General features: G+C 50.2%; 18 protein-coding genes, 2 tRNA genes and 1 other RNA gene. 7 read left to right on the top strand and 14 right to left on the bottom strand.

The features are described from left to right. Positions 1 to 34 precede the first annotated feature (34 nt). From oppF to ychE, 6 genes are all read right to left on the bottom strand, one after another. Positions 35 to 1,039 carry a murein tripeptide/oligopeptide ABC transporter ATP-binding protein OppF gene (gene oppF / locus OGX83_RS05400; protein ID WP_008784949.1) on the bottom strand — a complete coding sequence of 335 codons (1,005 nt, stop codon included), beginning with the start codon at positions 1,037 to 1,039 and terminating at the stop codon, positions 35 to 37. After that, a complete protein-coding gene (gene oppD / locus OGX83_RS05395) occupies positions 1,036 to 2,049 on the bottom strand; it encodes a murein tripeptide/oligopeptide ABC transporter ATP-binding protein OppD (protein ID WP_003833364.1) in 1,014 nt (337 codons plus the stop codon). Before oppD ends, oppF begins: the two co-directional genes overlap by 4 nt. 11 nt (positions 2,050 to 2,060) lie before the next feature. Continuing rightward, the gene (gene oppC / locus OGX83_RS05390; RefSeq protein ID WP_003020701.1) at positions 2,061 to 2,969 is read right to left on the bottom strand and encodes an oligopeptide ABC transporter permease OppC; all 909 of its coding nucleotides are present in this window, start codon (positions 2,967 to 2,969) and stop codon (positions 2,061 to 2,063) included. Between the two features lie 14 nt (positions 2,970 to 2,983). Further along, positions 2,984 to 3,904 carry an oligopeptide ABC transporter permease OppB gene (gene oppB / locus OGX83_RS05385; protein ID WP_003020708.1) on the bottom strand — a complete coding sequence of 307 codons (921 nt, stop codon included), beginning with the start codon at positions 3,902 to 3,904 and terminating at the stop codon, positions 2,984 to 2,986. Positions 3,905 to 4,136: 232 nt separating this feature from the next. Next, a complete protein-coding gene (gene oppA, locus OGX83_RS05380; RefSeq protein ID WP_286587502.1) occupies positions 4,137 to 5,768 on the bottom strand; it encodes an oligopeptide ABC transporter substrate-binding protein OppA in 1,632 nt (543 codons plus the stop codon). Between the two features lie 771 nt (positions 5,769 to 6,539). Then, positions 6,540 to 7,187: an NAAT family transporter YchE gene (gene ychE / locus OGX83_RS05375; RefSeq protein ID WP_286587500.1), complete on the bottom strand. Its 648-nt coding sequence runs from the start codon at positions 7,185 to 7,187 to the stop codon at positions 6,540 to 6,542. A gap of 486 nt (positions 7,188 to 7,673) precedes the next feature. Here ychE and adhE point away from each other — a divergent pair, with 486 nt between their 5' ends. Further along, on the top strand, positions 7,674 to 10,352 hold the full coding sequence (adhE, locus tag OGX83_RS05370) for a bifunctional acetaldehyde-CoA/alcohol dehydrogenase (RefSeq protein WP_008784953.1): 2,679 nt from the start codon (positions 7,674 to 7,676) through the stop codon (positions 10,350 to 10,352). 236 nt (positions 10,353 to 10,588) lie between these two features. Here the strand turns inward: adhE and tdk are convergent, their stop codons facing one another. Then, the gene (gene tdk / locus OGX83_RS05365) at positions 10,589 to 11,206 is read right to left on the bottom strand and encodes a thymidine kinase (protein ID WP_286587498.1); all 618 of its coding nucleotides are present in this window, start codon (positions 11,204 to 11,206) and stop codon (positions 10,589 to 10,591) included. Positions 11,207 to 11,816: 610 nt separating this feature from the next. Here tdk and hns point away from each other — a divergent pair. Continuing rightward, the gene (hns, locus tag OGX83_RS05360) at positions 11,817 to 12,230 is read left to right on the top strand and encodes a histone-like nucleoid-structuring protein H-NS (RefSeq protein ID WP_003020723.1); all 414 of its coding nucleotides are present in this window, start codon (positions 11,817 to 11,819) and stop codon (positions 12,228 to 12,230) included. A 137-nt stretch (positions 12,231 to 12,367) separates the two neighbouring features. Here the strand turns inward: hns and galU are convergent, their stop codons facing one another. The 3 genes from galU to rssA all read right to left on the bottom strand — a co-directional run bounded on the left by galU (position 12,368) and on the right by rssA (position 15,496). Then, positions 12,368 to 13,276 (bottom strand): UTP--glucose-1-phosphate uridylyltransferase GalU, encoded by a 909-nt coding sequence (gene galU, locus OGX83_RS05355; RefSeq protein WP_003020727.1) that lies wholly within the window; start codon positions 13,274 to 13,276, stop codon positions 12,368 to 12,370. Positions 13,277 to 13,480: 204 nt separating this feature from the next. Further along, complete coding sequence (gene rssB, locus OGX83_RS05350; RefSeq protein ID WP_286587496.1) at positions 13,481 to 14,494, bottom strand: two-component system response regulator RssB; 1,014 nt, start codon at positions 14,492 to 14,494, stop codon at positions 13,481 to 13,483. 90 nt (positions 14,495 to 14,584) lie between these two features. Further along, complete coding sequence (rssA, locus tag OGX83_RS05345; protein ID WP_008784956.1) at positions 14,585 to 15,496, bottom strand: patatin-like phospholipase RssA; 912 nt, start codon at positions 15,494 to 15,496, stop codon at positions 14,585 to 14,587. Between the two features lie 111 nt (positions 15,497 to 15,607). On the opposite strand from rssA, the gene OGX83_RS05340 reads away from it, so the two are divergent. The 5 genes from OGX83_RS05340 to OGX83_RS05320 all read left to right on the top strand — a co-directional run bounded on the left by OGX83_RS05340 (position 15,608) and on the right by OGX83_RS05320 (position 17,498). Next, entirely contained in the window at positions 15,608 to 16,063 is a 456-nt protein-coding gene (locus tag OGX83_RS05340; RefSeq protein ID WP_286587494.1) for a YchJ family protein, read from the top strand. Between the two features lie 55 nt (positions 16,064 to 16,118). Then, the gene (purU, locus tag OGX83_RS05335) at positions 16,119 to 16,961 is read left to right on the top strand and encodes a formyltetrahydrofolate deformylase (protein ID WP_048224038.1); all 843 of its coding nucleotides are present in this window, start codon (positions 16,119 to 16,121) and stop codon (positions 16,959 to 16,961) included. A gap of 156 nt (positions 16,962 to 17,117) precedes the next feature. After that, positions 17,118 to 17,202, top strand: a tRNA-Tyr gene (locus OGX83_RS05330). A 36-nt stretch (positions 17,203 to 17,238) separates the two neighbouring features. Next, positions 17,239 to 17,323 (top strand) — tRNA-Tyr (locus tag OGX83_RS05325). A 44-nt stretch (positions 17,324 to 17,367) separates the two neighbouring features. Then, a non-coding RNA gene (locus tag OGX83_RS05320) (RtT sRNA) lies at positions 17,368 to 17,498 on the top strand. Positions 17,499 to 18,167: 669 nt separating this feature from the next. Here the strand turns inward: OGX83_RS05320 and narI are convergent. Genes narI through OGX83_RS05300 form a run of 4 tightly spaced genes read right to left on the bottom strand, consistent with a single transcriptional unit; the run spans position 18,168 to position 24,830 of the window. Further along, positions 18,168 to 18,845, bottom strand: a complete 678-nt coding sequence (gene narI, locus OGX83_RS05315) for a respiratory nitrate reductase subunit gamma (RefSeq protein ID WP_003833386.1) — start codon at positions 18,843 to 18,845, stop codon at positions 18,168 to 18,170. Next, positions 18,845 to 19,555, bottom strand: coding sequence for a nitrate reductase molybdenum cofactor assembly chaperone (gene narJ, locus OGX83_RS05310; protein WP_048235259.1), 711 nt, complete (start codon positions 19,553 to 19,555; stop codon positions 18,845 to 18,847). The genes narI and narJ overlap by 1 nt, the downstream gene beginning before the upstream one ends. After that, a complete protein-coding gene (narH, locus tag OGX83_RS05305; protein WP_003833388.1) occupies positions 19,552 to 21,090 on the bottom strand; it encodes a nitrate reductase subunit beta in 1,539 nt (512 codons plus the stop codon). Before narH ends, narJ begins: the two co-directional genes overlap by 4 nt. Further along, entirely contained in the window at positions 21,087 to 24,830 is a 3,744-nt protein-coding gene (locus OGX83_RS05300) for a nitrate reductase subunit alpha (RefSeq protein ID WP_063940833.1), read from the bottom strand. Before OGX83_RS05300 ends, narH begins: the two co-directional genes overlap by 4 nt. Positions 24,831 to 24,898 lie beyond the last annotated feature (68 nt).

Below are 24,898 nucleotides of genomic sequence, written 5' to 3'. Positions count from 1 at the left end.
CAAAAAAAGGGCTGACCTTTGTCAGCCCTCAGGATTATAGCGGGTCTACTTTCAGGCAGGAAACAGCATGTCGGAAACTTCCTTCCAGAACCGGGCGCGTTTTTGCGCATTCCGGTCCAGCAATCGGACAGCGCGTACGGAACACGCAACCGGAAGGAGGATTAATCGGGGACGGTAACTCGCCTTCCAGCAACTGAATAACCTTATTCCTTTCCTGATCCGGATCGGGGATTGGCACCGCAGACATCAGCGCTTTGGTATAAGGATGCAGCGGGTTATGGTACACCTCGTCATAAGTCCCTAATTCCACCGCATGTCCGAGATACATAACCAGCACACGGTCGGAGATGTGTTTAACCACCGCGAGGTCGTGGGCAATGAAGATTAACGATAATCCCATTTCGCGCTGAAGCTGTTGCAGCAGGTTAACCACCTGGGCCTGGATTGATACATCCAGCGCCGAAACCGGTTCATCGCAGATAATCAACTTCGGTTCGAGGATCAGCGCGCGGGCAATACCAATACGCTGACACTGGCCACCGGAAAACTCATGTGGGTAGCGGTTAATCAGGTTAGGCAGTAGTCCAACCTTCATCATCATCGCCTTCACACGGTCGCGGACTTCCTGACCAGGAAGATTCGGATGATAAGTTCGCAGCGGTTCGGCAATGATTTCACCAATAGTCATGCGCGGGTTTAACGATGCCAGCGGATCCTGGAAAATCATCTGGATATCGCTGCGCACTTCCCGCCACTCATCGGGTTTCATACCCAGTAAATCTTTACCCAGCCAGGCAACCTTTCCATCGGTGGCCTTCACCAGGCCGATAATCGCACGGGCAAAGGTCGATTTCCCGCAGCCTGATTCACCGACCACGCCCAGGGTTTCGCCCTCATACAGTCGCAGGGTTACGCCATCAACCGCCTTCAGGGTTTTAGACGGTTGCCAGAACCACTGTTTGCCATCTTTAATATCGAAATGGACTTTAAGGTCGGCAATCTCAAGGAGCACTTTACGTTGTTCGGTCACCGTATTCATACCAGTTCCTCCACCGGCTTAAAGCAGGCACGCAGACGGCCTGGGCTAAATTCCTCCAGTGGCGGAGCACTGCTACAGATTTCCATCGCATGCGGGCAACGCGGCTGGAATGGACAACCTTTTGGTAGACGCAGTAAGTTCGGTGGGTTGCCAGGGATAGTGAGCATCTCTTCCCCTTCGGCATCCAGACGAGGTACGGCATTTAGCAAACCAATCGAATACGGATGAACGGGTTTATAAAAGACATCCCGCGCACTGCCGTATTCCATAGTACGTCCGGCGTACATCACCAGGACTTTATCGCAAATACCGGCAACAACCCCCAGATCGTGGGTGATCATGATAATCGCGGTGTTGAATTCACTTTTCAGTTCATTCAGCAGCGTCATAATTTGCGCCTGTACCGTCACATCGAGCGCAGTGGTTGGTTCATCGGCAATCAGTAATTTGGGCCTGCACAGCAGCGCCATGGCGATCATTACGCGCTGACGCATACCACCAGAGAATTCATGAGGATACATTTTCATACGCTTACGCGCTTCCGGCATTTTCACCGCATCCAGCATTCTGACCGACTCTTCAAAAGCTTCCGCTTTGCTCATGCCTTTATGCAGCATCAGAACTTCCATCAACTGCTCCCCGACCCGCATGTACGGGTTGAGAGACGTCATCGGGTCCTGGAAAATCATCGAGATTTGCTCGGCGCGCAGTTTGTTCAGCTCACGTTCCGGTAAATTCAGAATTTCACGCCCGTTGAACGTTGCGGAGCCCCCGATACGACCATTCGCCGCCAGCAGCCCCATCAGGGCAAAGGCCGTCTGCGATTTACCCGAACCGGATTCACCGACAATACCCAACGTTTCTCCGGCTCGCAGAGAAAAGTTTAAATCGTTGACCGCAGTTACATCGCCGTCGGGGGTCGCAAACGTCACACGCAAATCTTTTACGTTTAGCAGTGCGTTAGCCTGTTGTTGCGCGAGCGGCGCGGTTGAGGTTTCAATTACGCTCATGGCTGCACTCCTTAACGGTCTTTCGGGTCGAGGGCATCACGCAGGCCATCGCCAATAAAGTTAAAACAGAACAAAGTGACCACCAGGAAACCAGCCGGGAACAGCAGCAGCCATGGTGAGACTTCCATAGAGTTGGCACCATCACTGAGCAGCGCGCCCCAGCTACTTAACGGCTCCTGCGTACCTAGTCCCAAAAAGCTCAGGAAGGATTCAAACAGGATCATGCTCGGCACCAGCAATGAAGCGTAAACCACCACCACACCCAGCACGTTCGGCACAATATGGCGGATAACGATACGCACGGTAGACACCCCACCCACTTGCGCCGCTTCAATAAACTCTTTGCGCTTGAGACTCAGCGTTTGCCCGCGCACGATACGCGCCATATCCAGCCAGGAGACCATCCCGATAGCGACAAAAATCAGCAGGATATTTTGCCCAAAGAAGGTGACCAGCAGGATCACGAAGAACATGAACGGGAAGGAGTTGAGGATTTCCAGCAGACGCATCATCACCGAGTCAATTTTTCCGCCGAGGTAGCCCGACAGAGAACCGTACAGCGTACCAACAACCACCGCGACTAACGCCGCCGCAATGCCGACCATCAGCGAAATGCGCCCGCCAATTGCCACGCGCACCAACAGGTCTCGTCCCGAAGAGTCAGTACCGAAATAGTGGCCTGATTCCGTATCCGGCGCGCTGGACATCATGCCCCAGTCGGTATCGAAGTAGGTAAACTGCGACAGCATCGGTGCCAGCGTCACGAACAGCGCAATAATTACCAGCACCACCAGGCTTGCTACCGCCGCGCGGTTATGCATAAAGCGTCGACGCGCGTCCTGCCACAGGCTGCGGCCTTCGACCTCCAGCTTTTCACTGAAATTCTCCAGCGCCTCGCTGTTTTTCTTACTTAACATCATAGCGAGCTCCAGTATCAGTAACGAATTTTCGGGTCGATAACGGCATACAGCACATCGACAATCGCGTTAAACACGATGGTCAGCGTACCCACCAATATGGTCAGACTAAGAACCAGCGAATAGTCGCGGTTTAACGCCCCATTGACGAACAACTGGCCAATACCCGGCAAACCATAAATGGTTTCAATAACCATCGAACCGGTGATAATGCCGACAAATGCCGGTCCCATATAGGACAACACTGGCAACAGCGCAGGTTTCAACGCATGGCGGAAAATAATCCGCCGCATCGGCAGCCCTTTAGCGCGCGCGGTACGAATAAAGTTAGAGTGCAGTACTTCAATCATCGAACCACGAGTAATACGGGCGATACTGGCGATGTAGGCCAGTGACAAGGCCACCATCGGCAGGATCATAAATTTCAGCGCCCCGCCGTTCCAGCCCCCGCCGGGTAGCCATTTCAAGGTGATGGCAAATATCATGACCAATAAGGGAGCGACCACGAAACTGGGGATAACCACCCCGGTCATTGCCACCCCCATCACCGTATAGTCCCAACGTGTATTTTGCTTCAGCGCGGCTATCACTCCGGCGCTAACACCGACGAGCACCGCCAGAATAAAGGCTGCCGCACCCAGCTTCGCAGAAACCGGGAAGCTCGAGGCAACCAGGTCGTTAACCGTGTAGTCTTTATATTTAAAGGATGGTCCAAAATCGCCGTGCGCCAGCTGTTTCAGATAGCTGAAATACTGTGTGGAGATGGGATCGTTTAGATGATATTTCGCTTCAATATTAGCCAGCACTTCTGGCGGCAATGCGCGTTCCCCGGTGAATGGGCTACCCGGCGCAAGGCGCATCATAAAGAATGAAATCGTAATAAGAATAAACAGCGTCGGAATCGCTTCCAGACAGCGACGTAATATAAATTTTAACATTGCCCGTACCTTCTGGCGTGTGCCTTTATACCCGTCATACTTCAAGCTGCAAGTGCGTTGGCTTTACTCGCTCACGCCAATCACTTACTTAAGTAAGCTCCTGGCGATTCGCTGCGTTGCCGCCTTCCTGCAACGTGAATTATTTAGGGTATACCTCTCTTTGTCTAAAGAGGTATATATAGTTCGAAGAAAAAGACACTGTGGGGCAACATGATTGCCCCACGTCTTGCCATTAATGCTTGATAATATACAAGTCTTTAACGTGGATATTATCCATCGGGTCTTTACCGGAGTATCCGCCAACCCATGGTTTAACCAGGCGGGCGTTAACATAGTAATAAACTGGTACAATCGCAGAATCTTTATCCAGCTGCTGTTCCGCTTTCGAATACAGTTCGCTGCGTTGCGCTTCATCCGTCACTTTCAGCGTATCCGCAATCAGCTTATCAAATGCCGGGCTCTTATAGTGGACGGTATTATTGGAGCTGTCGGACAGCACCATATTCAGGAAGGACGTCGGTTCGTTATAGTCCGCACACCAGCCCGCACGTGAAACATCATAGTTGCCCTGATGGCGCGTATCGAGGAACGTTTTCCATTCCTGGTTTTCCAGCTTCACATTAGCACCCAGATTTTTCTTCCAGATAGATGCCGCGGCAATAGCCAGCTTCTTATGCAGGTCTGAGGTGTTATACAGCAGATCAAAGGTCAGCGGTTTCTCAGCGGTATATCCGGCCTCAGCCAGCAGTTTCTTCGCTTCTTCATTACGTTTTTCCTGAGACCACTTGAACCACTCTGGCTCAACCAGTTTCGCGCCATCGGTGTATGGAGGAGTAAAGCTATATGCTGGCAGGTCACCCTGGTTTTTCACTTTATTGACGATAATGTCACGATCCAACGCCAGCTTCAGGGCGGTACGAACACGAACATCGTTGAACGGTGCTTTCTGGTTGTTGATTTCGTAATAATAGGTGCACAGATACGGGTCAACGTGGACTTCGTTCGGGATCTCTTTTTTCAGTTTCTGGAATAACTCAATCGGCATGTTGTTAAAGGTCATGTCGATTTCACCGCTGCGATAGCGGTTTACGTCAGTCACTTCAGAAGAAATAGGCAGGTAGGTTACCTGGTTAATAACCGTTTTGGCGTTGTCCCAATAGTTGGTATTACGCTCAAGCACAATGCGCTCGTTCACAACCCAGTCTTTCAGTTTATACGCACCGTTAGTAACGATGTTAGCGGGCTGGGTCCACTTCTCGCCAAATTTTTCAACAGCCGCTCTGGGAACCGGTGAAACGGAAGAGTGCACAAGCAGTTTGTAGAAATAAGGAACTGGTTCGCTGAGGGTAACTTCAAAAGTATGATCGTCGAGAGCTTTTACGCCCAGATCGGTGACCGGTTTTTTACCGGCGATAATATCATCAATGTTGACAATATGACCGTACTGCAAATAACTGGCATACGGTGATGCAGTATTTGGATTAGCCAAACGTTGCCAGCTATACACGAAATCTTGCGCAGTAACAGGCGTGCCGTCAGACCATTTAGCATCTTTACGCAGATGGAATGTCCAGACTTTAAAATCTTTATTTTCCCATTTTTCAGCCACGCCAGGCGATGGTTTGCCATCGACATCACTGATTAATAAACCTTCAAACAGGTCACGGTTAATGTTGGATTCAGGTACACCTTCGATTTTATGGGGATCGAGTGATTGCACTTCCGAACCGTTATTACGCACCAGAGTCTGCTTTTCAGCAAGCTGCACACCCGCTGGCACTACTGCCGCCGTGGCAACATTTCCTGCGACTAGCGCAGTTAAGATCCCCGCAGCTACTAAACTTTTTTTAGTGATGTTAGTCATTGTGTTGTACTCCCTCATTATTATGGCTGGTTTTTTAACCAGACTGTTAATCCTGTTAGGATCCCTGTACGGCACCGGAGATTTTCTGCCGTCAGGTGGTTTATTGTTTTACTGCTTGCTATCACCGACTTTATTTATTCTGGCGATTCGTATGACCGCCTTGCGTCGATTCTCTACGTGCCTCCCCTGCCGGAAACACGCTATTACCCTGTTGAGAGAAACTAACTGCAAATGATTCTCATCAACGTGAATTCTTCTGCATAATACTTGGCCGGAAAGTATCAAATGCGTTTCTTAACCGCCAATACATTTTACAAATTTGTTAACCAATTCTCTTTTATTGGAAATAAATCTCACTTAAAAAGTCTTACGAATGAAGATTTATTATGAGAAGTTCACAAAAATCAATGCATTATGTCGGCCATGGTGTTAACCATCCTTTCCTAAGTCAACGCCATGTCAAAATGCACATAAATTTAACAATTGGTTATTAATTAGCACATTCATCTGAAATAAAGGCTGAAATAACTAATAACATTTCGATAATCCTTCAGCAAGCCCCAGAGTATGATGTTAATAAAATAACAGCAGTATCGGTCTTCGTCGGGCGTACTGGGACGTGTTATATCTTTAGAATCAATGGCTAACAGGAGAGTTAATCATCAGCATTTTTTATTATTGCTCTGCTGATTTTCAACTTTAGTGAGAAGTTTTACTGATAATGAAATGAAACGGAGCCGGACACGACTCCGTTTGCACAGAAGAGAGGTTTCAGGCCAGCAAACCAGGGAAAATGGATTTGATGCCTGTAACGATAAATTCGATACCCAAAGCCATTAACAGCAGCCCCATAATACGCGTAATGACGTTGATACCGGTTTGGCCCAACAGGCGCACTAACCATGGTGCCATGCGGAACAGCCCCCAGCAGCACATGGCAAACAACGCAATCGCTACAAAAAAGCCAAACAGGTTAATCGCACTATGATATCGCGTACCCCAGACAATAGTTGAGCTTATCGCACCCGGTCCCGCCATCAACGGCAATGCCAACGGTACAACGCCGATACTTTCACGGATTGCGGTTTCTGATTTTTCCTGTTTGTTTTGTTTATCTTCCCCTAGTTTTCCGCTAATCATTGACATCGCGATAGTCACAACCAGAATACCGCCAGCGATCCTGAACGAGTCAATTGAGATGCCGAAAAGTTGCAGAATACCATCACCAAGAAACAGCGAAGTCCACAGGATGATTGCGACCGAAAGGTTTGCCGTGAGGTTGGTTTTGTTTCGTGCTGCGGCAGTTTGATAGCTGGTCATACTGATAAAGACGGGGATGATCCCTACCGGGTTGACCAACGCAAATAACCCAATGAAAAATTTAAAATAGACAGGAAAATCAAATAGCGTTTGGATCACGGTTAGCTCCGAAGCGTTAGCCGGATAAAATGAGTCATAAAATTGATAAAATCCGCGCTGAAGATACGCCTTTTGTCAGCATACTTCACCTTCTATCTTCGTATATCAATGTAAATACGCTACCAATACTCAGTGTTATTAATATGTATTAAATATGCTAATGTTATTAGCATTCATTACGTCAATTTATTAACACTTAACGAGAAACGCTAAAAGGGCCTGCTGAAAGGTGTCAGCTTTGCGAATTTTTGATCCAGATCACGCAATTACTACTCAGAAGTGAGTAATCTTGCTTACGCCACCTGGAGGTAACGCGTTAGAGTTAACAGGCGCTAGCGTATAAGCTCTTTTAGTAAATCAAAGTAAAGTGGGCGTTAATTAACCGTTTGATTTTCAAACCATTACACAAATTTTCGTCGGTCTGTCTATACTCTCGTATCGAGCAGATGATTTACTAAAAAAGTTTAACATTATCAGGAGAGCATCATGGCTGTTACTAATGTCGCTGAACTTAACGCACTTGTAGAGCGCGTAAAAAAAGCCCAGCGTGAATATGCCAGTTTCACTCAAGAACAGGTTGACAAAATCTTCCGTGCCGCCGCTCTGGCTGCCGCAGACGCTCGAATTCCTCTCGCGAAAATGGCCGTTGCCGAATCCGGCATGGGTATTGTCGAAGATAAAGTGATTAAAAACCACTTCGCTTCTGAATACATTTACAACGCTTACAAAGATGAAAAAACCTGTGGTGTGCTGTCTGAAGACGACACTTTTGGTACCATTACCATTGCTGAACCGATTGGTATCATCTGCGGTATCGTTCCAACCACTAACCCGACTTCTACTGCAATCTTCAAATCACTGATCAGCCTGAAGACCCGTAACGCCATCATCTTCTCTCCGCATCCGCGCGCAAAAGATGCAACTAACAAAGCAGCTGACATCGTTCTGCAAGCAGCAATCGCTGCTGGCGCACCGAAAGATCTGATCGGCTGGATCGATCAACCTTCCGTTGAACTGTCTAACGCGCTGATGCACCACCCGGACATCAACCTGATCCTTGCGACCGGTGGTCCAGGCATGGTTAAAGCGGCATACAGCTCCGGTAAACCGGCTATCGGCGTAGGCGCAGGTAACACCCCTGTGGTTATCGACGAAACCGCTGATATCAAACGTGCTGTTGCATCTGTTCTGATGTCTAAAACCTTCGATAACGGCGTAATCTGTGCTTCTGAGCAGTCTGTCGTCGTGGTTGACTCTGTATATGATGCAGTACGTGAGCGTTTTGCGACTCACGGCGGCTACATGCTGCAGGGCAAAGAGTTGAAAGCAGTTCAGGACGTTATCCTGAAAAATGGCGCGCTGAACGCAGCTATCGTTGGTCAGCCGGCATACAAGATTGCTGAACTGGCAGGCTTCTCCGTACCAGAAACCACCAAGATCCTGATCGGTGAAGTGAAGGTTGTTGACGAAAGCGAACCGTTTGCTCACGAGAAACTGTCTCCGACGCTGGCAATGTACCGTGCGAAGGACTTCGAAGACGCAGTCATCAAAGCTGAAAAACTGGTTGCGATGGGCGGTATCGGTCATACCTCTTGCCTGTACACTGACCAGGACAACCAGCCAGAGCGTGTTGCTTACTTCGGTCAGATGATGAAAACCGCACGTATCCTGATCAACACCCCTGCTTCTCAGGGTGGTATCGGTGACCTGTACAACTTCAAACTCGCACCTTCCCTGACACTGGGTTGTGGTTCCTGGGGTGGTAACTCCATCTCTGAAAACGTTGGTCCTAAGCACCTGATCAACAAGAAAACCGTTGCTAAGCGAGCTGAAAACATGTTGTGGCACAAACTTCCGAAATCTATCTACTTCCGTCGTGGCTCTCTGCCAATCGCACTGGATGAAGTGATTACCGATGGTCACAAACGTGCGCTGATCGTGACCGACCGCTTCCTGTTCAACAACGGTTATGCAGACCAGATCACCTCCGTTCTGAAAGCTGCTGGCGTTGAAACCGAAGTGTTCTTTGAAGTTGAAGCTGACCCGACTCTGACCGTTGTTCGCAAAGGTGCTGAGCTGGCTAACTCCTTCAAACCAGACGTAATCATCGCACTGGGTGGTGGTTCCCCGATGGACGCCGCGAAAATCATGTGGGTTATGTACGAGCACCCGGAAACTCACTTCGAAGAACTGGCACTGCGCTTTATGGACATCCGTAAACGTATCTACAAGTTCCCGAAAATGGGCGTAAAAGCGAAGATGGTTGCAGTTACCACCACTTCCGGTACCGGTTCTGAAGTGACTCCGTTTGCGGTCGTTACCGACGATGCAACTGGCCAGAAATACCCGCTGGCAGACTACGCGCTGACTCCGGATATGGCGATTGTTGACGCCAACCTGGTTATGGATATGCCGAAGTCACTGTGTGCGTTCGGTGGTCTGGATGCCGTCACTCACGCTCTGGAAGCTTACGTTTCAGTACTGGCTTCTGAGTTCTCTGACGGTCAGGCTCTGCAAGCGCTGAAATTGCTGAAAGAAAACCTGCCAGCGTCTTACCATGAAGGTTCTAAGAACCCGGTAGCGCGTGAGCGTGTACACAGTGCAGCAACTATCGCTGGTATCGCGTTTGCTAACGCCTTCCTGGGTGTATGTCACTCAATGGCGCACAAACTGGGTTCTCAGTTCCACATTCCTCACGGTCTGGCGAACGCCCTGCTGATCAGCAACGTTATTCGTTACAACGCGAACGACAACCCGACTAAACAGACTGCATTCAGCCAGTACGACCGTCCGCAGGCACGCCGTCGCTACGCTGAAATCGCAGACCATCTGGGTCTGAGCGCACCGGGTGACCGTACTGCCGCGAAAATCCAGAAACTGCTGGGCTGGTTGGAAGAAATCAAAGCTGAACTGGGTATTCCTAAGTCTATCCGTGAAGCTGGCGTTCAGGAAGCTGACTTCCTGGCACACGTGGACAAACTGTCTGAAGATGCGTTTGACGACCAGTGTACTGGTGCTAACCCACGTTACCCGCTGATTTCTGAACTGAAACAGATCCTGCTGGATACCTACTACGGTCGTGAGTATAGCGAAGGTCAGACCGCCGCTAAGACTGAAGCAGTAGCTGCACCGAAAGCAGAAAAGAAAGCGAAGAAATCCGCTTAATTTGCTCAGATAAGTTTTAGCTTCATCATAAACGGTCCCAATTGGGGCCGTTTTTTTCGTCTTGTGTTATGAAAATCGGGGAATACACAATTTAACCATGTGAATAGAATGGCAGTGTAAGAGATTTATTCAGGAAGATGTGAGACCAGCCGTCAGAAAAGAGTCTGACAGGGTAGAGAACATTGACGAAGGTTCCGGCCTACCCTGTGTTTATAAGCGCTCAGAAGCGTACAGGGTTAATCGTGGCTGTGTCGTTCTTGTATCGCCGTCAGAGAGCCCTCAGACTGCGCTTGTTTGTAGTGTTTACGACATACCGACACATAGCGTTCATTCCCGCCGATAACCACCTGCTCGCCCTCGTTATAAGGTCTTCCAGCCTGATCAAGGCGTAATACCATGCTGGCCTTACGGCCACAAAAACAAATGGTCTTTAATTCAACCAGTTTATCTGACCACGCAAGCAGGTATTCGCTGCCACCAAATAACTCACCACGAAAATCAGTGCGTAAGCCGTAACACAAAACAGGAATATCCAGTTGATCGACAACTTCAGATAATTCATAAACCTGTTGTCGGGTCAGAAACTGAGACTCATCGACCAGTACACAGTGAATTCTTTGCTGCGCATTCTCAGCGCGAATCTCTTCGAACAATGATGAATTTTGGTTAAACAATTTTGCAGGTGACGACAGACCTATACGTGAACTTACTTTTCCAGCACCAAAACGGTTATCAATTTCCGCTGTATATACAACGGCACGCATCCCACGTTCCTGATAATTGTACGAAGATTGCAACAAGGCAGTCGACTTACCTGCGTTCATTGCAGAATAGTAAAAATATAGTTGTGCCATTGACCGAAGGCCCTCACGAGGGGAAATAAATATGGGCTGGATTGTATCATATTTCACGAACATGTCGGTGTAGCGTTGGCCGCAAAGGCGTATAAATGAGCGGGCAAGCTCGCACAGTGCCGCCTGAATTTAAGTAACGGATAGTGAAAGAGCATACAACCATCGACCAAACAGCCTGTGCTCGGACGCGTATATACACACTCTTTCACAAATAGTGCTCATGAAATTTATCAATGTCACTTATCATCATACGGCAATAAAGAAACCCTTCCCATATTGTTATTGAATCTACCCACTGTCGCCGTGTATTAGCGAATTCACGTAAGCAAAACTAATACAAAAGGTTGAAATCACTGCAAAGAGATACTATTTGTACACCATAAAATGTGACCTGAATCTTGAATTTTTACTCTCAGCCGCTGAGAAGCCCCCTCGTCAATAAGCCTTTTTTATGCCCAACATCATGGGGAATTTAAGACAGGAGAATTAATTCTGATACTAAATAAAGCGCAATTTTGAATTCCTTACATTCCTGGCTATTGCACAACTGAATTTATCGCTCTATTATTAGCTCAACAAACCACCCCAATATAAGTTTGAGATTACTACAATGAGCGAAGCACTTAAAATTCTGAACAACATCCGTACTCTTCGTGCGCAGGCAAGAGAATGCACTCTGGAAACGCTTGAAGAAATGCTGGAAAAATTAGAAGTTGTAGTTAGCGAGCGTCGCGAAGAAGAAAGCGCTGCTGCTGCTGAAGTTGAAGAACGTACTCGTAAACTGCAACAATATCGTGAAATGCTGATCGCTGACGGCATTGATCCGAACGAATTGCTGAATAGCATGGCTGCTGTTAAATCTGGCACCAAAGCTAAACGCGCTGCACGTCCGGCTAAATATAGCTATGTTGACGAAAACGGTGAAACTAAAACCTGGACTGGCCAGGGTCGTACACCGGCAGTGATCAAAAAAGCGATGGAAGAACAAGGTAAACAACTGGACGATTTCCTGATCAAGGAATAATTCAGAAATAGTTTGCTTAAAATCCCGCCACTGGCGGGATTTTTTTTACCGGTACTTCGTTCAACCCTACCCGGATTAGGTATAAAAAAAACGGCGCTGTTAATACAGCGCCGTTCTGACCAGATAATACCAGAAGGTTACTTCTTAATACCCATCTCGTCTTCCAGCCAGGCTTTAAATTCGGCGCCGAGAGTATTATGGCGAATACCATATTCAACGAACGCCTGCATATAGCCCAGTTTATTACCACAGTCATGGCTTTTGCCCTTCATGTGATAGGCTTCAACCGTCTCTTTTTCAATCAGCATATCGATAGCATCTGTCAGCTGAATTTCATCACCCGCTCCCGGAGGGGTTTTAGCCAGCAGAGGCCAGATATCGGCACTAAGAACGTAACGACCCACAACGGCCAGATTAGAAGGCGCAACATCAGCTTTTGGTTTTTCAACCACGCCAACCATCGGAACGCTTTCGCCCGGGGATAATTCAACGCCTTTACAATCAACAACGCCATAAGCTGTAACATCTTCTACCGGTTCAACCATAATCTGGCTGCTACCTGTTTCATCAAAACGATGAATCATTTCGGCAAGGTTGTCGCGGGATAAATCAGATTCGTATTCATCAAGAATTACGTCCGGCAGGATTACAGCTACCGGTTCATCGCCAACCACAGGGTGCGCGCACAATACCGCGTGGCCCAGACCTTTAGCCAGCCCCTGACGCACCTGCATAATAGTCACATGTGGCGGGCAAATAGATTGCACTTCTTCCAGAAGCTGGCGTTTTACACGTTTTTCCAGCATCGCTTCAAGTTCAAAGCTGGTATCAAAGTGGTTTTCAATAGAATTTTTAGACGAGTGAGTTACAAGTACAATTTCAGTGATGCCCGCAGCAATACATTCGTTTACGACGTACTGAATTAATGGCTTATCAACCAACGGTAGCATCTCTTTCGGGATTGCTTTCGTAGCCGGTAACATCCTGGTTCCTAATCCCGCAACCGGGATAACGGCTTTTTTGACTTTTGAATTAAGGGCAGCCATTTAAAACTCTCCTGGACTGTTCATGTATTGAACGTGTTCATCATTCTGTATCGCATCCGAGTATATCAGTACAGCGACAAGCTTCTGGTCTGAAAAGGACGCGCGTCGGTATAATTAAGATAAATACGAATAAAACTGGCGCCGATAGTAGCACTCACAGCATGGGGAGGGTGAACCAATTTCATTTACACGCCTCTCAATTGTTCATTCTGCAGACAACATCAAGCGCAGGCGACCTCCCTCCCCCCAAATTTGGCATTGCCATGACTCACAATGTTGGCTCAACTGATTAAGATACGTATTACCTAAGGTACCCAGCGGAACGCCATTGCTGATTTGCACTTGGTGGGAACCTGTATTTAATGTCGCATTCAGCCCTGCCGATACCAGAATCAGATTTTTTAATCCGCTGTGGTAATACCCCACCAGCAAGGGAAACTGCCCTGGTAAATTGGCTTGCCGCAACAAATGATTTACCTGTTTCAATAACGTACCTAGCTCCGGCAACCGTTGATTTTGTTGTGTCAGTTGCTCCTGCAGTAAACCATTAAATAGCGCCCGCAGTAATAATGCAGCCAGCACGCCATTATCCCCTGCACGCGTCACATCAAGGCAATAGAATGCAAGGTCATGATCCGACAGCGGCGCAATATCCAGCACCAGCCCCGGTTGGTCGGCTGCCACCAATTGTCGATAGTTAATGCGACAGTGCGAAATCACTTGCGACACTGGAGGCTGTAATTCTTTTAGCAGCTTCGCGGCGGCGGCAGGATCGTCCACCATCGCATCCCAGTCGCGAAATAGCCGCTCTTCTTCTTCCACGCGTGAATTAAACATGTTGGGATAAAGACATGCAAAGACGGTTTCTCGCAAGCGATTAAGGTCTTTCACCGGCTTCAACAGGACGTCATCCACACCGAGTCGTAACGCTTTGGCTATGTCGGACATGTTTTCCGTCGCAGAAATCACCAGTATCGGGGTCTGATCGCCACGATTGCGTAAATACTCAACCAGTTTGAGACCGTTCATTCTTGGCATAGCCAGGTCGCAGATCATCAGGTCAGGTTTAAAATGCCCAAGCAAGTCCAGTGCTTCAAGTCCGTCACCAGCTACCGCCGTTGTCGCTCCCAAAGAGGAAAACCATGAGTCCATGAGTGAGCGAAATACCGGCTCATCCTCAACGATAAGAATCTGTTTTCCGACCAATGGCTGCGTCATATTCTCCCCCCTGACTGGCTTTAATAAATAGTGGCATGCTATTGCCACTCACGCCTGTCAGAATTAGCTTAAGTGTTGATAAAAAATGCGTTAGACGTTGGTTTTCACCAGGGGTAGAAGCTCATCCATTTTCTTCTCGACCGCTAACTGCCCGGCAGCAATTGCCGCACTGGCGCGGTGAAAATCCAGCGTGGATATTTGTGGACAAAACGGCTGAATCAGAATGTCTGGAGGGTCACCGGCCATGCGGTTACGTTTCAGTCGGTTTTCCAGAACCTGAATAGACGTCGTCATAATCTCCATCGCCGTGGGCGCAGTTACTGCACGCCTGGCAGTAATGTTGCTCAAGCGTTCTTTCAGACGGGCATGCCATGAGAGTTCGTCAGCATCATCACCCGATTCGGCATCGCTATTGACGTTGAAGGAGAGTAAATCTTGTTGCATGAGATGCGCATCGTGTTGCAGGTCGACCGCAATAACAATATCGGCCCCCAACGCGCGAGTCAGGGAGACAGGGACAGGATTCACCACCGCACCATCGACCAGCCAGTAACCATTGTGCGCCACAGGTGACATCAGGCCAGGAATACTGCAGGAGGCCCGGACAGCAAGATGTAAATCACCTTCGGTGAACCAAAGTTCCCGACCCGTACTCAGATTGGTGGCCACTGTTGCGAAACGGCGAGTACATTGCTCAATTGCTTCTACCGGCATCACATTACGGTACTGATTGAATACCCGTTCACCGCGCAGTAAACCTCCCCTGCGCCACGAGAGATCCATCAACCGTAAAACATCCCAATAGCTGAAAGAACAGACCCACTTTTCGAGAGCAGGCAGCTTATTGCAGGCGTAGGCAGCGCCAACCAACGAACCGATGGAGCACCCTGCCACGATATCAACATCAATGCCCATATGCTTAAGGGCTTTAATAACGCCAATATGCGACCAACCTCGCGCCGCGCCGGAACCTAGCGCCAGCCCAATTTTTATTTTTCTCATTATACGTACAAACTTCCCCTGGCTTGCAGACGTAGCAACATCGCTACCGCTCAGTTAACATAGTGCCACTCTGGCGTTTTTACGCCGTTTTTATATTCCAGGGAGTACTTTGTGTCTCAGCTTTGTCCCTGTGGTAGCGCTGTCGAGTATAGCCTATGTTGCTACCGTTATGTGTCCGGCGCGCAAGTAGCACCTACGCCGTCACACCTCATGCGTTCTCGTTACTGTGCTTTTGTGATGAAAGACGCAGATTACCTTATCAGAACCTGGCATCCGGATTGCCATGCGGCCGAGTTTCGCGACGACATTATCGCAGGATTTACTCATACCGAATGGCTTGGACTGACCGTTTTTGAACAAGAGACGGCAGACACAGAAAATATCGGCTACGTCAGTTTTGTCGCACGGTTTTCTGAACAAGGTAAAACAGGTGCAATTATCGAGCGCTCTCGTTTTTTAAAAGAAAACGGTCAGTGGTACTATATAGACGGTATACGCCCTCAAATTGGACGAAACGATACCTGCCCTTGTGGCTCCGGTAAAAAATTTAAAAAGTGCTGCGGCTAATCAACGCCCGACAGTATCAATTTTGCAAACATTCTCAACAGGATCACCGCTGCAAATGCATTCATTACAACGAAAAGTGCTGCGTACTATTTGCCCGGACCAAAAAGGTCTGATCGCGCGCATTACAAATATCTGTTACAAGCATGAACTGAACATCGTGCAGAACAATGAGTTTGTGGACCACCGTACCGGACGCTTTTTTATGCGTACCGAACTGGAGGGCATTTTTAACGACGTCACGCTGCTTGCCGATCTGGACAGCGCCTTACCTGAAGGCTCGATTCGTGAATTAACCCCAGCAGGCCGCCGCCGCATCGTCATTTTGGTCACCAAGGAAGCGCATTGCCTGGGCGATTTATTAATGAAGGCCAATTATGGCGGGCTGGATGTTGAAATCGCCGCGGTGATCGGCAATCACGAGACCTTGCGTCCTCTGGTTGAACGGTTTGATATTCCGTTTGAGCTGGTGAGCCATGAAGGTTTAACACGTGACGAACATGATGAGAAAATGGCTGATGCTATCGACGCCCACCAGCCGGACTATGTCGTGCTGGCTAAATACATGCGCGTTCTGACCCCGACATTTGTTTCACGCTTCCCGAATAAGATTATCAATATTCACCATTCATTCCTGCCAGCATTCATTGGTGCTCGTCCATACCATCAGGCTTATGAGCGCGGCGTGAAGATCATCGGCGCGACGGCCCACTACGTGAATGATAACCTCGATGAAGGCCCAATCATTATGCAGGACGTGATCCATGTTGATCACACCTACACCGCCGAAGATATGATGCGCGCGGGTCGCGACGTTGAAAAAAATGTATTAAGCCGTGCGCTGTATCAGGTTCTGGCTCAACGCGTCTTTGTTTACGGTAACCGAACGATTATTCTGTAATCGATTGATAAGTTAATTGGTTACCTTTACATCTTTACGTGTAAAAATCAGGCAACCAGTTCTTTTTTATCAACGGAATGCTTTACAGGGGCGCATCATTTGATATGATGCGCCCCGCTTCCAACGGAAGCAGGCCAGTAATTAGCATTACCCCGTGGTGGGGTTCCCGAGCGGCCAAAGGGAGCAGACTGTAAATCTGCCGTCATCGACTTCGAAGGTTCGAATCCTTCCCCCACCACCATTCATTCCTGTAGATTCATAAAATTAGTATACCCCTGGTGGGGTTCCCGAGCGGCCAAAGGGAGCAGACTGTAAATCTGCCGTCATCGACTTCGAAGGTTCGAATCCTTCCCCCACCACCATCACTTCATAAAGCACCAACAGTAAATCAATCTCTAATGCCCCATATTCTGCCCATGTGGGAAGGATGAGAAGCTTCGACTAAGGTTCGATTCGAGCGTAGCGAGAAAGCGTTGCCGCAGGCAACGACCCGAAGGGCGAAGCGCGTAGCGCTGAGTAATCCTTCCCCCACCACCATCACTTCATAAAGCAACACACTCAATTCCTCAGCAATGCCTTTTATTTGCCTGATGCGCTATGCTTATCAGGCCTACTAACTCGACATGTGCCCGTAATTTGTCTGCTGCGCTGCGCTTATCAGGCCTACGAACTCGTCACGTGCCCGCAATTTGCATGATGCGCTGCGCTTATCAGGCCTACGAACTCGTCACGTGCCCGCAATTTGCCTGATGCGCTGCGCTTATCAGGCCTACGAACTCGACACGTGCCCGCAATTTGTCTGCTGCGCTGCACTGCTCTTATCAGGCCTACTAACTCGACATGTGCCCGTAATTTGTCTGCTGCGCTGCGCTTATCAGGCCTACAAACTCGACACGTGCCCGCTATTTGCCTGATGCGCTGCGCTTATCAGGCCTACGAACTCGATACGTGCCCGCTATTCGTCTGATGCGCTGCACTTATCTGGCCTACGAACTCGATACGTGCCCGCTATTTGTCTGATGCGCTGCACTTATCTGGCCTACGAACTCGATACGTGCCCGCTATTCGTCTGATGCGTTGCGCTTATCAGGCCTACAGCGCTCGCTGATACCTTCGTAGGCCGGATAAGGCGCTTGCGCCGCCATCCGGCAAACAGGCATAAAAAAACCCCGCCGAAGCAGGGTTTTGTCATTCTCAAATATACGATTAGTGACGCGCGCGAACAATCTGGTATTTGCGTGTCAGATATTCGACCGGGACGCTCCAGATGTGTACCAGACGCGAGAATGGGAACAACAGGAACAGCGTCATACCCAGCACCAGGTGCATACGGAAAATGAACGCAACACCATCCAGATATTGAGACGCTCCGCCCTGGAAGGTCACCACTGTCTGCGCCCAGTTCACCAGCTTCATCATCTCGCTACCGTCCATATGCTGGGCGGAAAACGGAATGGTCAGCAGGCCCAGCGCACACTGGATCACCAGCAGTGAGAGGATCAGAATATCCGCTCCGGTGGTGGTGGCCCGCACGCGTGGGCTGAACAGACGACGTTTCAGCAGCAGTACGCCACCAATCAGACACATCAGGCCACTGGCACCGCCCGCAAACATTGCCATCTTTTGTTTCACTTCAAGCGGTAGCCAGGCTTCATACATCCAGTGCGGCGTCAACATGCCAAGGAAGTGCCCAGCAAAGATACCCAGGATCCCGATGTGAAACAGGTTTGACGCCAGGTTCATCCCTTTGCGATCCAGCATCTGACTGGAAGCTGCACGCCATGTATATTGCCCATAGTCATAACGCAGCCAGCTGCCGATCAGAAAGACAGAACCCGCGATGTACGGATAGATGTCAAAGAAGAACGTATTCAGGAAGTGCATTATTGCTGTCCTCCGGTGGTGATATTCAGATACTGCGGCGCAACGGCCCCGGCAAAACGACGCTGGTGAGCGGAGATTTCCGACTCGCCACACCCCTGATCGGCGAAGAATTTCACCTGCTCTTCTTCCCAGACCGCATCCAGCGCTTGTGGAGTATCGTCACGGGCTTCATCCGCAATTTTTTCAGCCACTTTATCGCTGTCGATAACGGTATTCGCCAGTTTTAACAGCAGATCGAACAGCACCGCATAACGGCTTTCACGCTGTTGCAAACGAGCGCTGAGCAGCGCCAGAATCGGCGCAATATCCTGTAAGCCACCTAGCGCTTCGCTTTTCGGCAGTTGCGCAAGGTATTCCAGATACAGCGGCAGATGATCGGGAAGTTCGCGGCTGTCGAGCTGTAAACCGTGCTGCTCATACTGTGCCATCAGGTCAACCATAGCCTGACCGCGATCGCGGGATTCACCGTGAACATGTTCAAACAGCAGCAGCGATGTCGCGCGGCCACGGTCAAACAGTTCGCTGTAGGCAGCCTGCACATCCAGCATGTCCTGCGAGGTTAGATCGCGCAGGAAAACGCCCAGAGTCTGGGCATCCTCTTTATCCAGGTTCTCAGATGACGCGAGTGCATCGAAAAGTTCCTGCTGATGCTGCCACAAGGCAGCATCCGGGTACTCGAGCAGACGCGAAACAATGACGAGTTCAATCATTGGTGCGGCTCCGTTTTGCTGGTCACATCGACAGCGTCGATGCGGCGGCTGTTGAACAGATTGAATTTAGTATCAGAACCGTGGCAACCGTCGCCGAAGGTAAAGCCACAACCGCTTTTCTCCGGGAACGCGTCACGCGCCAGTTCACGATGGCTGCTCGGTACCACGAAACGATCTTCGTAGTTCGCGATTGCCAGGTAACGATACATTTCCTGTGCCTGTGCTTCGCTTAAGCCCACCTCTTCCAGCGCACGGGTATCAACTTTGCCGTCAACAGTTTCCGCACGTTTGTAGTGACGCATCGCCAGCATACGTTTCAGCGCCAACAGTACCGGCTGGGTGTCACCTGCAGTCAGCAGGTTCGCCAGGTACTGAACCGGAATACGCAGGCTGTCAACATCCGGCAGAATACCGTTGCTGCCCAGCTCGCCGGCATCAGCAGCTGACTGAATCGGTGACAATGGCGGCACGTACCAGACCATCGGCAGTGTGCGGTATTCCGGATGCAGCGGCAGCGCCAGCTTCCAGTCCATCGCCATTTTGTAAACCGGAGACTGCTGTGCGGCATCAATGACGCTCAGCGGAATACCATCTTTCAGCGCCTGTTCAATAACAGCCGGATCGTTCGGATCGAGGAACACGTCCAGCTGACGCTGGTACAGATCTTTCTCGTGCTCGGTGCTTGCTGCACTTTCGATCGCATCTGCGTCATACAGCAGTACGCCGAGGTAACGGATACGACCTACACAGGTTTCGGAGCAAACGGTCGGCTGACCAGCTTCGATACGCGGGTAGCAGAAAATGCACTTCTCAGATTTCCCGCTCTTCCAGTTGAAGTAGATCTTCTTGTACGGGCAGCCGGTGATACACATACGCCAGCCGCGGCACTTGTCCTGGTCGATCAGCACGATGCCATCTTCTTCACGCTTGTAGATAGCGCCGCTCGGACAGGTCGCCACACACGCCGGATTAAGGCAGTGCTCACACAGACGCGGCAGGTACATCATGAAGGTGTTTTCGAACTGACCGTACATCGCCTTCTGCATGTTTTCGAAGTTCTGGTCTTTGGCGCGTTTTTCAAACTCGCCGCCCAGAATTTCTTCCCAGTTCGGACCGCTGGTAATTTTATCCATTCGCTGACCGGTGATCAGCGAGCGTGGACGAGCAATCGGCTGCGCTTTGCTGTCTGCCGGAGCGTTATGCAACGTCTGGTAGTCAAAATCAAACGGCTCGTAGTAATCATCCATGCCCGGCAGATGCGGGTTAGCAAATATTTTACCCAACAGCAGCGCTTTGTTACCCATGCGCGGCTGCAGTTTGCCGTTGATTTTACGGATCCAACCGCCCTTCCATTTTTCCTGGTTTTCCCAGTCGTTCGGGAAGCCAACGCCAGGCTTACTTTCGACGTTGTTGAACCAGGCGTACTCCATACCTTCACGGCTGGTCCAGACGTTTTTACAGGTCACTGAACAGGTGTGGCAGCCGATGCACTTATCGAGATTCAGCACCATGCCGACTTGTGAACGAATTTTCATTTTACGCTCTCCTGTACCTGGTCATTGCCTTCGCCATCCAACCAGTTAATGTTCTTCATCTTACGTACAACTACGAACTCATCACGGTTTGAACCGACGGTGCCGTAGTAGTTAAAGCCGTAGGCCAACTGCGCATAGCCGCCGATCATATGGGTCGGTTTCGGTGTAATACGGGTCACCGAGTTGTGGATCCCACCGCGCTGCTGGGTGATTTCTGAACCCGGCAGGTTAACGATACGTTCCTGCGCGTGGTACATCATGGTCATCCCGGCCGGTACACGCTGGCTGACAACTGCACGTGCCGTCAGCGCACCGTTGCTGTTGAAGACTTCGATCCAGTCGTTATCTTCGATTCCCAGATCCTTCGCATCGACTTCGCTCATCCACACAATCGGGCCACCGCGTGACAGCGTCAGCATCAGCAAGTTGTCGCTGTAAGTGGAGTGGATACCCCATTTCTGGTGCGGCGTCAGGAAGTTGAGCGCTTTTTCCGGGTTACCGTTAGATTTCTCGCCAATCACCGCTTTCACCGAACGGGTGTCGATTGGCGGACGGTAAACCAGCAGGCTTTCACCAAAGTCACGCATCCACTGATGATCCTGATACAACTGCTGGCGACCAGACAGCGTACGCCATGGGATCAGCTCGTGAACGTTGGTATAGCCGGCGTTATAAGACACGTGTTCATCTTCCAGTCCTGACCAGGTCGGGCTGGAGATAATTTTGCGCGGCTGCGCCTGAATATCGCGGAAGCGAATTTTTTCGTCTTCTTTATTCAGCGCCAGATGCGTATGGTCACGACCGGTAAATTCACTCAGCGCAGCCCAGGCTTTAACGGCTACCTGACCGTTGGTTTCCGGCGCCAGCGTCAGGATCATCTCGGCTGCATCAATTGCGGTATCCAGCATCGGCTGGCCTTTTGCCGGTCCTTCAGCCTTGGTGTAATTGAGCTTACGCAGCAGATCCATTTCGCTCTGGGTATTCCAGGCAATCCCTTTACCGCCGTTACCGATTTTTTCCATCAGCGGGCCGATGGAGGTGAAACGCTCGTAGGTTGCCGGATAATCACGCTCAACGGTCATGATGTGCGGTGCGGTAACACCAGGAATCAGGTCACATTCACCTTTTTTCCAGTCCTTCACGTCCAGCGGTTGTGCCAGTTCTGCGGCAGAGTCGTGCTGAATAGGCAGCGTAACGACGTCAGTTTCTTTACCGAGATGGCCCACGCAAACTTCAGAGAATTTCTTGGCGATGGCTTTGTAGATTTCCCAGTCGCTCTTCGATTCCCAGGCCGGGTCAACGGCCGCAGACAGAGGATGAATAAACGGATGCATGTCCGAGGTATTCATATCGTCTTTTTCATACCAGGTTGCGGTCGGCAACACGATGTCGGAATACAGACAGGTGCTCGACAGACGGAAGTCCAGCGTGACAACCAGATCCAGTTTGCCGTCCAGGCCGTTATCCTGCCATTCCACTTCTTCAGGCTTCACGCCGCTCTGCTGGCCGAGATCTTTGCCCTGAATACCATGTTCAGTACCCAGCAGATACTTGAGCATGTACTCGTGGCCTTTACCGGAAGAACCGAGCAGGTTAGAACGCCAGATAAACAGGTTGCGCGGATGGTTTTTACCGTTTTCCGGCTGCTCTGCCGCAAAGCGAATAGAACCTTCTTTCAGGGATTTAACGGTGTAATCCACCGGCGTCATACCTGCTTTCTGCGCTTCTTCGGCGATACGCAGTGGGTTAGTCCCTAACTGCGGCGCAGATGGCAACCAGCCCATACGTTCAGCGCGAACGTTAAAATCAATCAAATGACCGCTGTAGCGGGATTTGTCTGCCATCGGGGAAAGCAGTTCCTGCGCAGTAACCGTCTCATAGCGCCATTGGCTGGAGTGGTTATAGAAGTAGGAAGTGCTGTTCATATGACGAGGCGGACGCTGCCAGTCAAGAGCAAACGCCAGCGGCTGCCAGCCGGTTTGCGGACGCAGTTTTTCCTGGCCGACGTAGTGGGCCCAACCGCCGCCGCTCTGACCGATACAACCGCAGAACACCAGCATATTGATCAGGCCACGATAGTTCATATCGAGGTGGTACCAGTGGTTCAGGCCCGCACCGACGATGATCATCGAACGACCGTGCGTTTTATCGGCGTTATCCGCAAATTCACGGGCAATGCGCACGATCTGAGAACGTGATACGCCAGTGATTTTTTCTGCCCATGCCGGCGTGTACGCTTTCACGTCATCGTAGCTGGTCGCGCAGTTTTCGTCGTTCAGACCACGTTCCAGGCCATAGTTAGCCATGGTCAGGTCGTAAACGGTGGTCACCAGCGCGGTAGAGCCATCGGCCAACTGCAGGCGTTTAACCGGCAGTTTGTGCAGCAGAATATTTTCCAGCTCTACTTTACTGAAGTGCTCGGTACCTTCGCCGCCAAAGTACGGGAAGCCCACTTCAGCGATATCGTCCTGGCTACCCAGCAGGCTGAGTTGCAGTTCGGTTTCATCACCGGACGTACCGTCGCGTTGCTCAAGGTTCCATTTGCCCTTTTCGCCCCAACGGAAACCAATTGAACCGTTTGGCGCAACCATTTCGCCGTTGCTGTTGATAGCGACAGTTTTCCATTCTGGGTTATTTTCCTGGCCCAGAGAGTCGACCAGATCCGCCGCACGCAGCATACGACCAGCAGCATAGTAACCGTCACGCTCTTCGAGCATCACCAGCATTGGCATGTCAGTATAACGACGAACGTAGTCGGTGAAGTACTGGCTCGGGTTATCGAGGTGGAACTCGCGCAGCATGACATGGCCCATCGCCATTGCCATCGCAGCATCGGTTCCCTGCTTCGGTGCCAGCCACAGGTCGCAAAGTTTGGCGATTTCTGCGTAGTCCGGAGTAATCGCTACCGTTTTGGTGCCTTTATAGCGAACTTCAGTAAAGAAGTGTGCATCCGGAGTACGGGTCTGCGGTACGTTAGAGCCCCATGCAAGAATGTAGCTGGAGTTATACCAGTCGGCAGATTCCGGTACGTCGGTTTGCTCGCCCCAGGTTTGCGGGGAAGCCGGCGGCAGGTCACAGTACCAGTCGTAGAAACTCAGGCAGGTACCGCCAATCAGCGACATATAGCGTGCGCCGGAAGCATAAGAAACCATCGACATCGCCGGGATCGGAGAGAAGCCTGCAACGCGGTCAGGGCCATAGGTTTTGATGGTGTAAACGTTAGATGCAGCAATCAGTTCATTCACTTCCTGCCAGGAAGAACGAACAAATCCACCACGACCACGCGCTTGTTTGAAGCTTTTTGCTTTGTCGGCGTCTTCGATGATGGATGCCCATGCGTCTACCGGATCGCTGTGCAGTCTTTTTGCTTCACGCCACATCTTCATCAGACGTTTGCGCATCAGCGGGTATTTCAGACGGTTAGCGCTGTAGAGATACCAGGAATAGCTTGCACCACGTGGGCAGCCGCGAGGCTCGTGGTTAGGCATATCTGGACGCGTGCGTGGGTAGTCAGTTTGCTGGGTCTCCCAGGTCACCAGACCATTTTTCACATAGATTTTCCAGCTGCATGAGCCCGTGCAGTTTACCCCGTGGGTTGAACGCACGATTTTGTCATGCTGCCAACGCTGGCGGTATCCGTCCTCCCAGTCCCTGTTGGTATTGAGAAGCTGGCCATGCCCATCGGCAAAGGTTTCGCCCTTCTGCTTGAAGTAGCGAAACCGGTCCAGGAATTTACTCATCGGTTTTCTCCTGTAGGAGCCTGACGGCTCTCTGATAAATCGACATTGCTTGATTGAGAGCGAAGGTA

This window comes from Citrobacter sp. Cpo074, assembly GCF_030332745.1.
In the GTDB taxonomy this organism is placed as follows: domain Bacteria; phylum Pseudomonadota; class Gammaproteobacteria; order Enterobacterales; family Enterobacteriaceae; genus Citrobacter; species Citrobacter portucalensis.
This window is presented reverse-complemented; position numbering and strand designations above follow the sequence as displayed.

What these genes read in the sequence shown, in the direction of transcription:
- oppF (WP_008784949.1), bottom strand. Translation starts at nt 1,039, where the DNA reads ATGAATACGGTGACCGAACAACGTAAAGTGCTCCTTGAGATTGCCGAC.
- oppA (WP_286587502.1), bottom strand. Translation starts at nt 5,768, where the DNA reads ATGACTAACATCACTAAAAAAAGTTTAGTAGCTGCGGGGATCTTAACT.
- rssB (WP_286587496.1), bottom strand. Translation starts at nt 14,494, where the DNA reads ATGACGCAGCCATTGGTCGGAAAACAGATTCTTATCGTTGAGGATGAG.
- hns (WP_003020723.1), top strand. Translation starts at nt 11,817, where the DNA reads ATGAGCGAAGCACTTAAAATTCTGAACAACATCCGTACTCTTCGTGCG.
- narJ (WP_048235259.1), bottom strand. Translation starts at nt 19,555, where the DNA reads ATGATTGAACTCGTCATTGTTTCGCGTCTGCTCGAGTACCCGGATGCT.
- oppD (WP_003833364.1), bottom strand. Translation starts at nt 2,049, where the DNA reads ATGAGCGTAATTGAAACCTCAACCGCGCCGCTCGCGCAACAACAGGCT.
- purU (WP_048224038.1), top strand. Translation starts at nt 16,119, where the DNA reads ATGCATTCATTACAACGAAAAGTGCTGCGTACTATTTGCCCGGACCAA.
- galU (WP_003020727.1), bottom strand. Translation starts at nt 13,276, where the DNA reads ATGGCTGCCCTTAATTCAAAAGTCAAAAAAGCCGTTATCCCGGTTGCG.
- tdk (WP_286587498.1), bottom strand. Translation starts at nt 11,206, where the DNA reads ATGGCACAACTATATTTTTACTATTCTGCAATGAACGCAGGTAAGTCG.
- narH (WP_003833388.1), bottom strand. Translation starts at nt 21,090, where the DNA reads ATGAAAATTCGTTCACAAGTCGGCATGGTGCTGAATCTCGATAAGTGC.
- narI (WP_003833386.1), bottom strand. Translation starts at nt 18,845, where the DNA reads ATGCACTTCCTGAATACGTTCTTCTTTGACATCTATCCGTACATCGCG.
- rssA (WP_008784956.1), bottom strand. Translation starts at nt 15,496, where the DNA reads ATGAGAAAAATAAAAATTGGGCTGGCGCTAGGTTCCGGCGCGGCGCGA.
- oppB (WP_003020708.1), bottom strand. Translation starts at nt 3,904, where the DNA reads ATGTTAAAATTTATATTACGTCGCTGTCTGGAAGCGATTCCGACGCTG.
- oppC (WP_003020701.1), bottom strand. Translation starts at nt 2,969, where the DNA reads ATGATGTTAAGTAAGAAAAACAGCGAGGCGCTGGAGAATTTCAGTGAA.
- adhE (WP_008784953.1), top strand. Translation starts at nt 7,674, where the DNA reads ATGGCTGTTACTAATGTCGCTGAACTTAACGCACTTGTAGAGCGCGTA.
- OGX83_RS05300 (WP_063940833.1), bottom strand. Translation starts at nt 24,830, where the DNA reads ATGAGTAAATTCCTGGACCGGTTTCGCTACTTCAAGCAGAAGGGCGAA.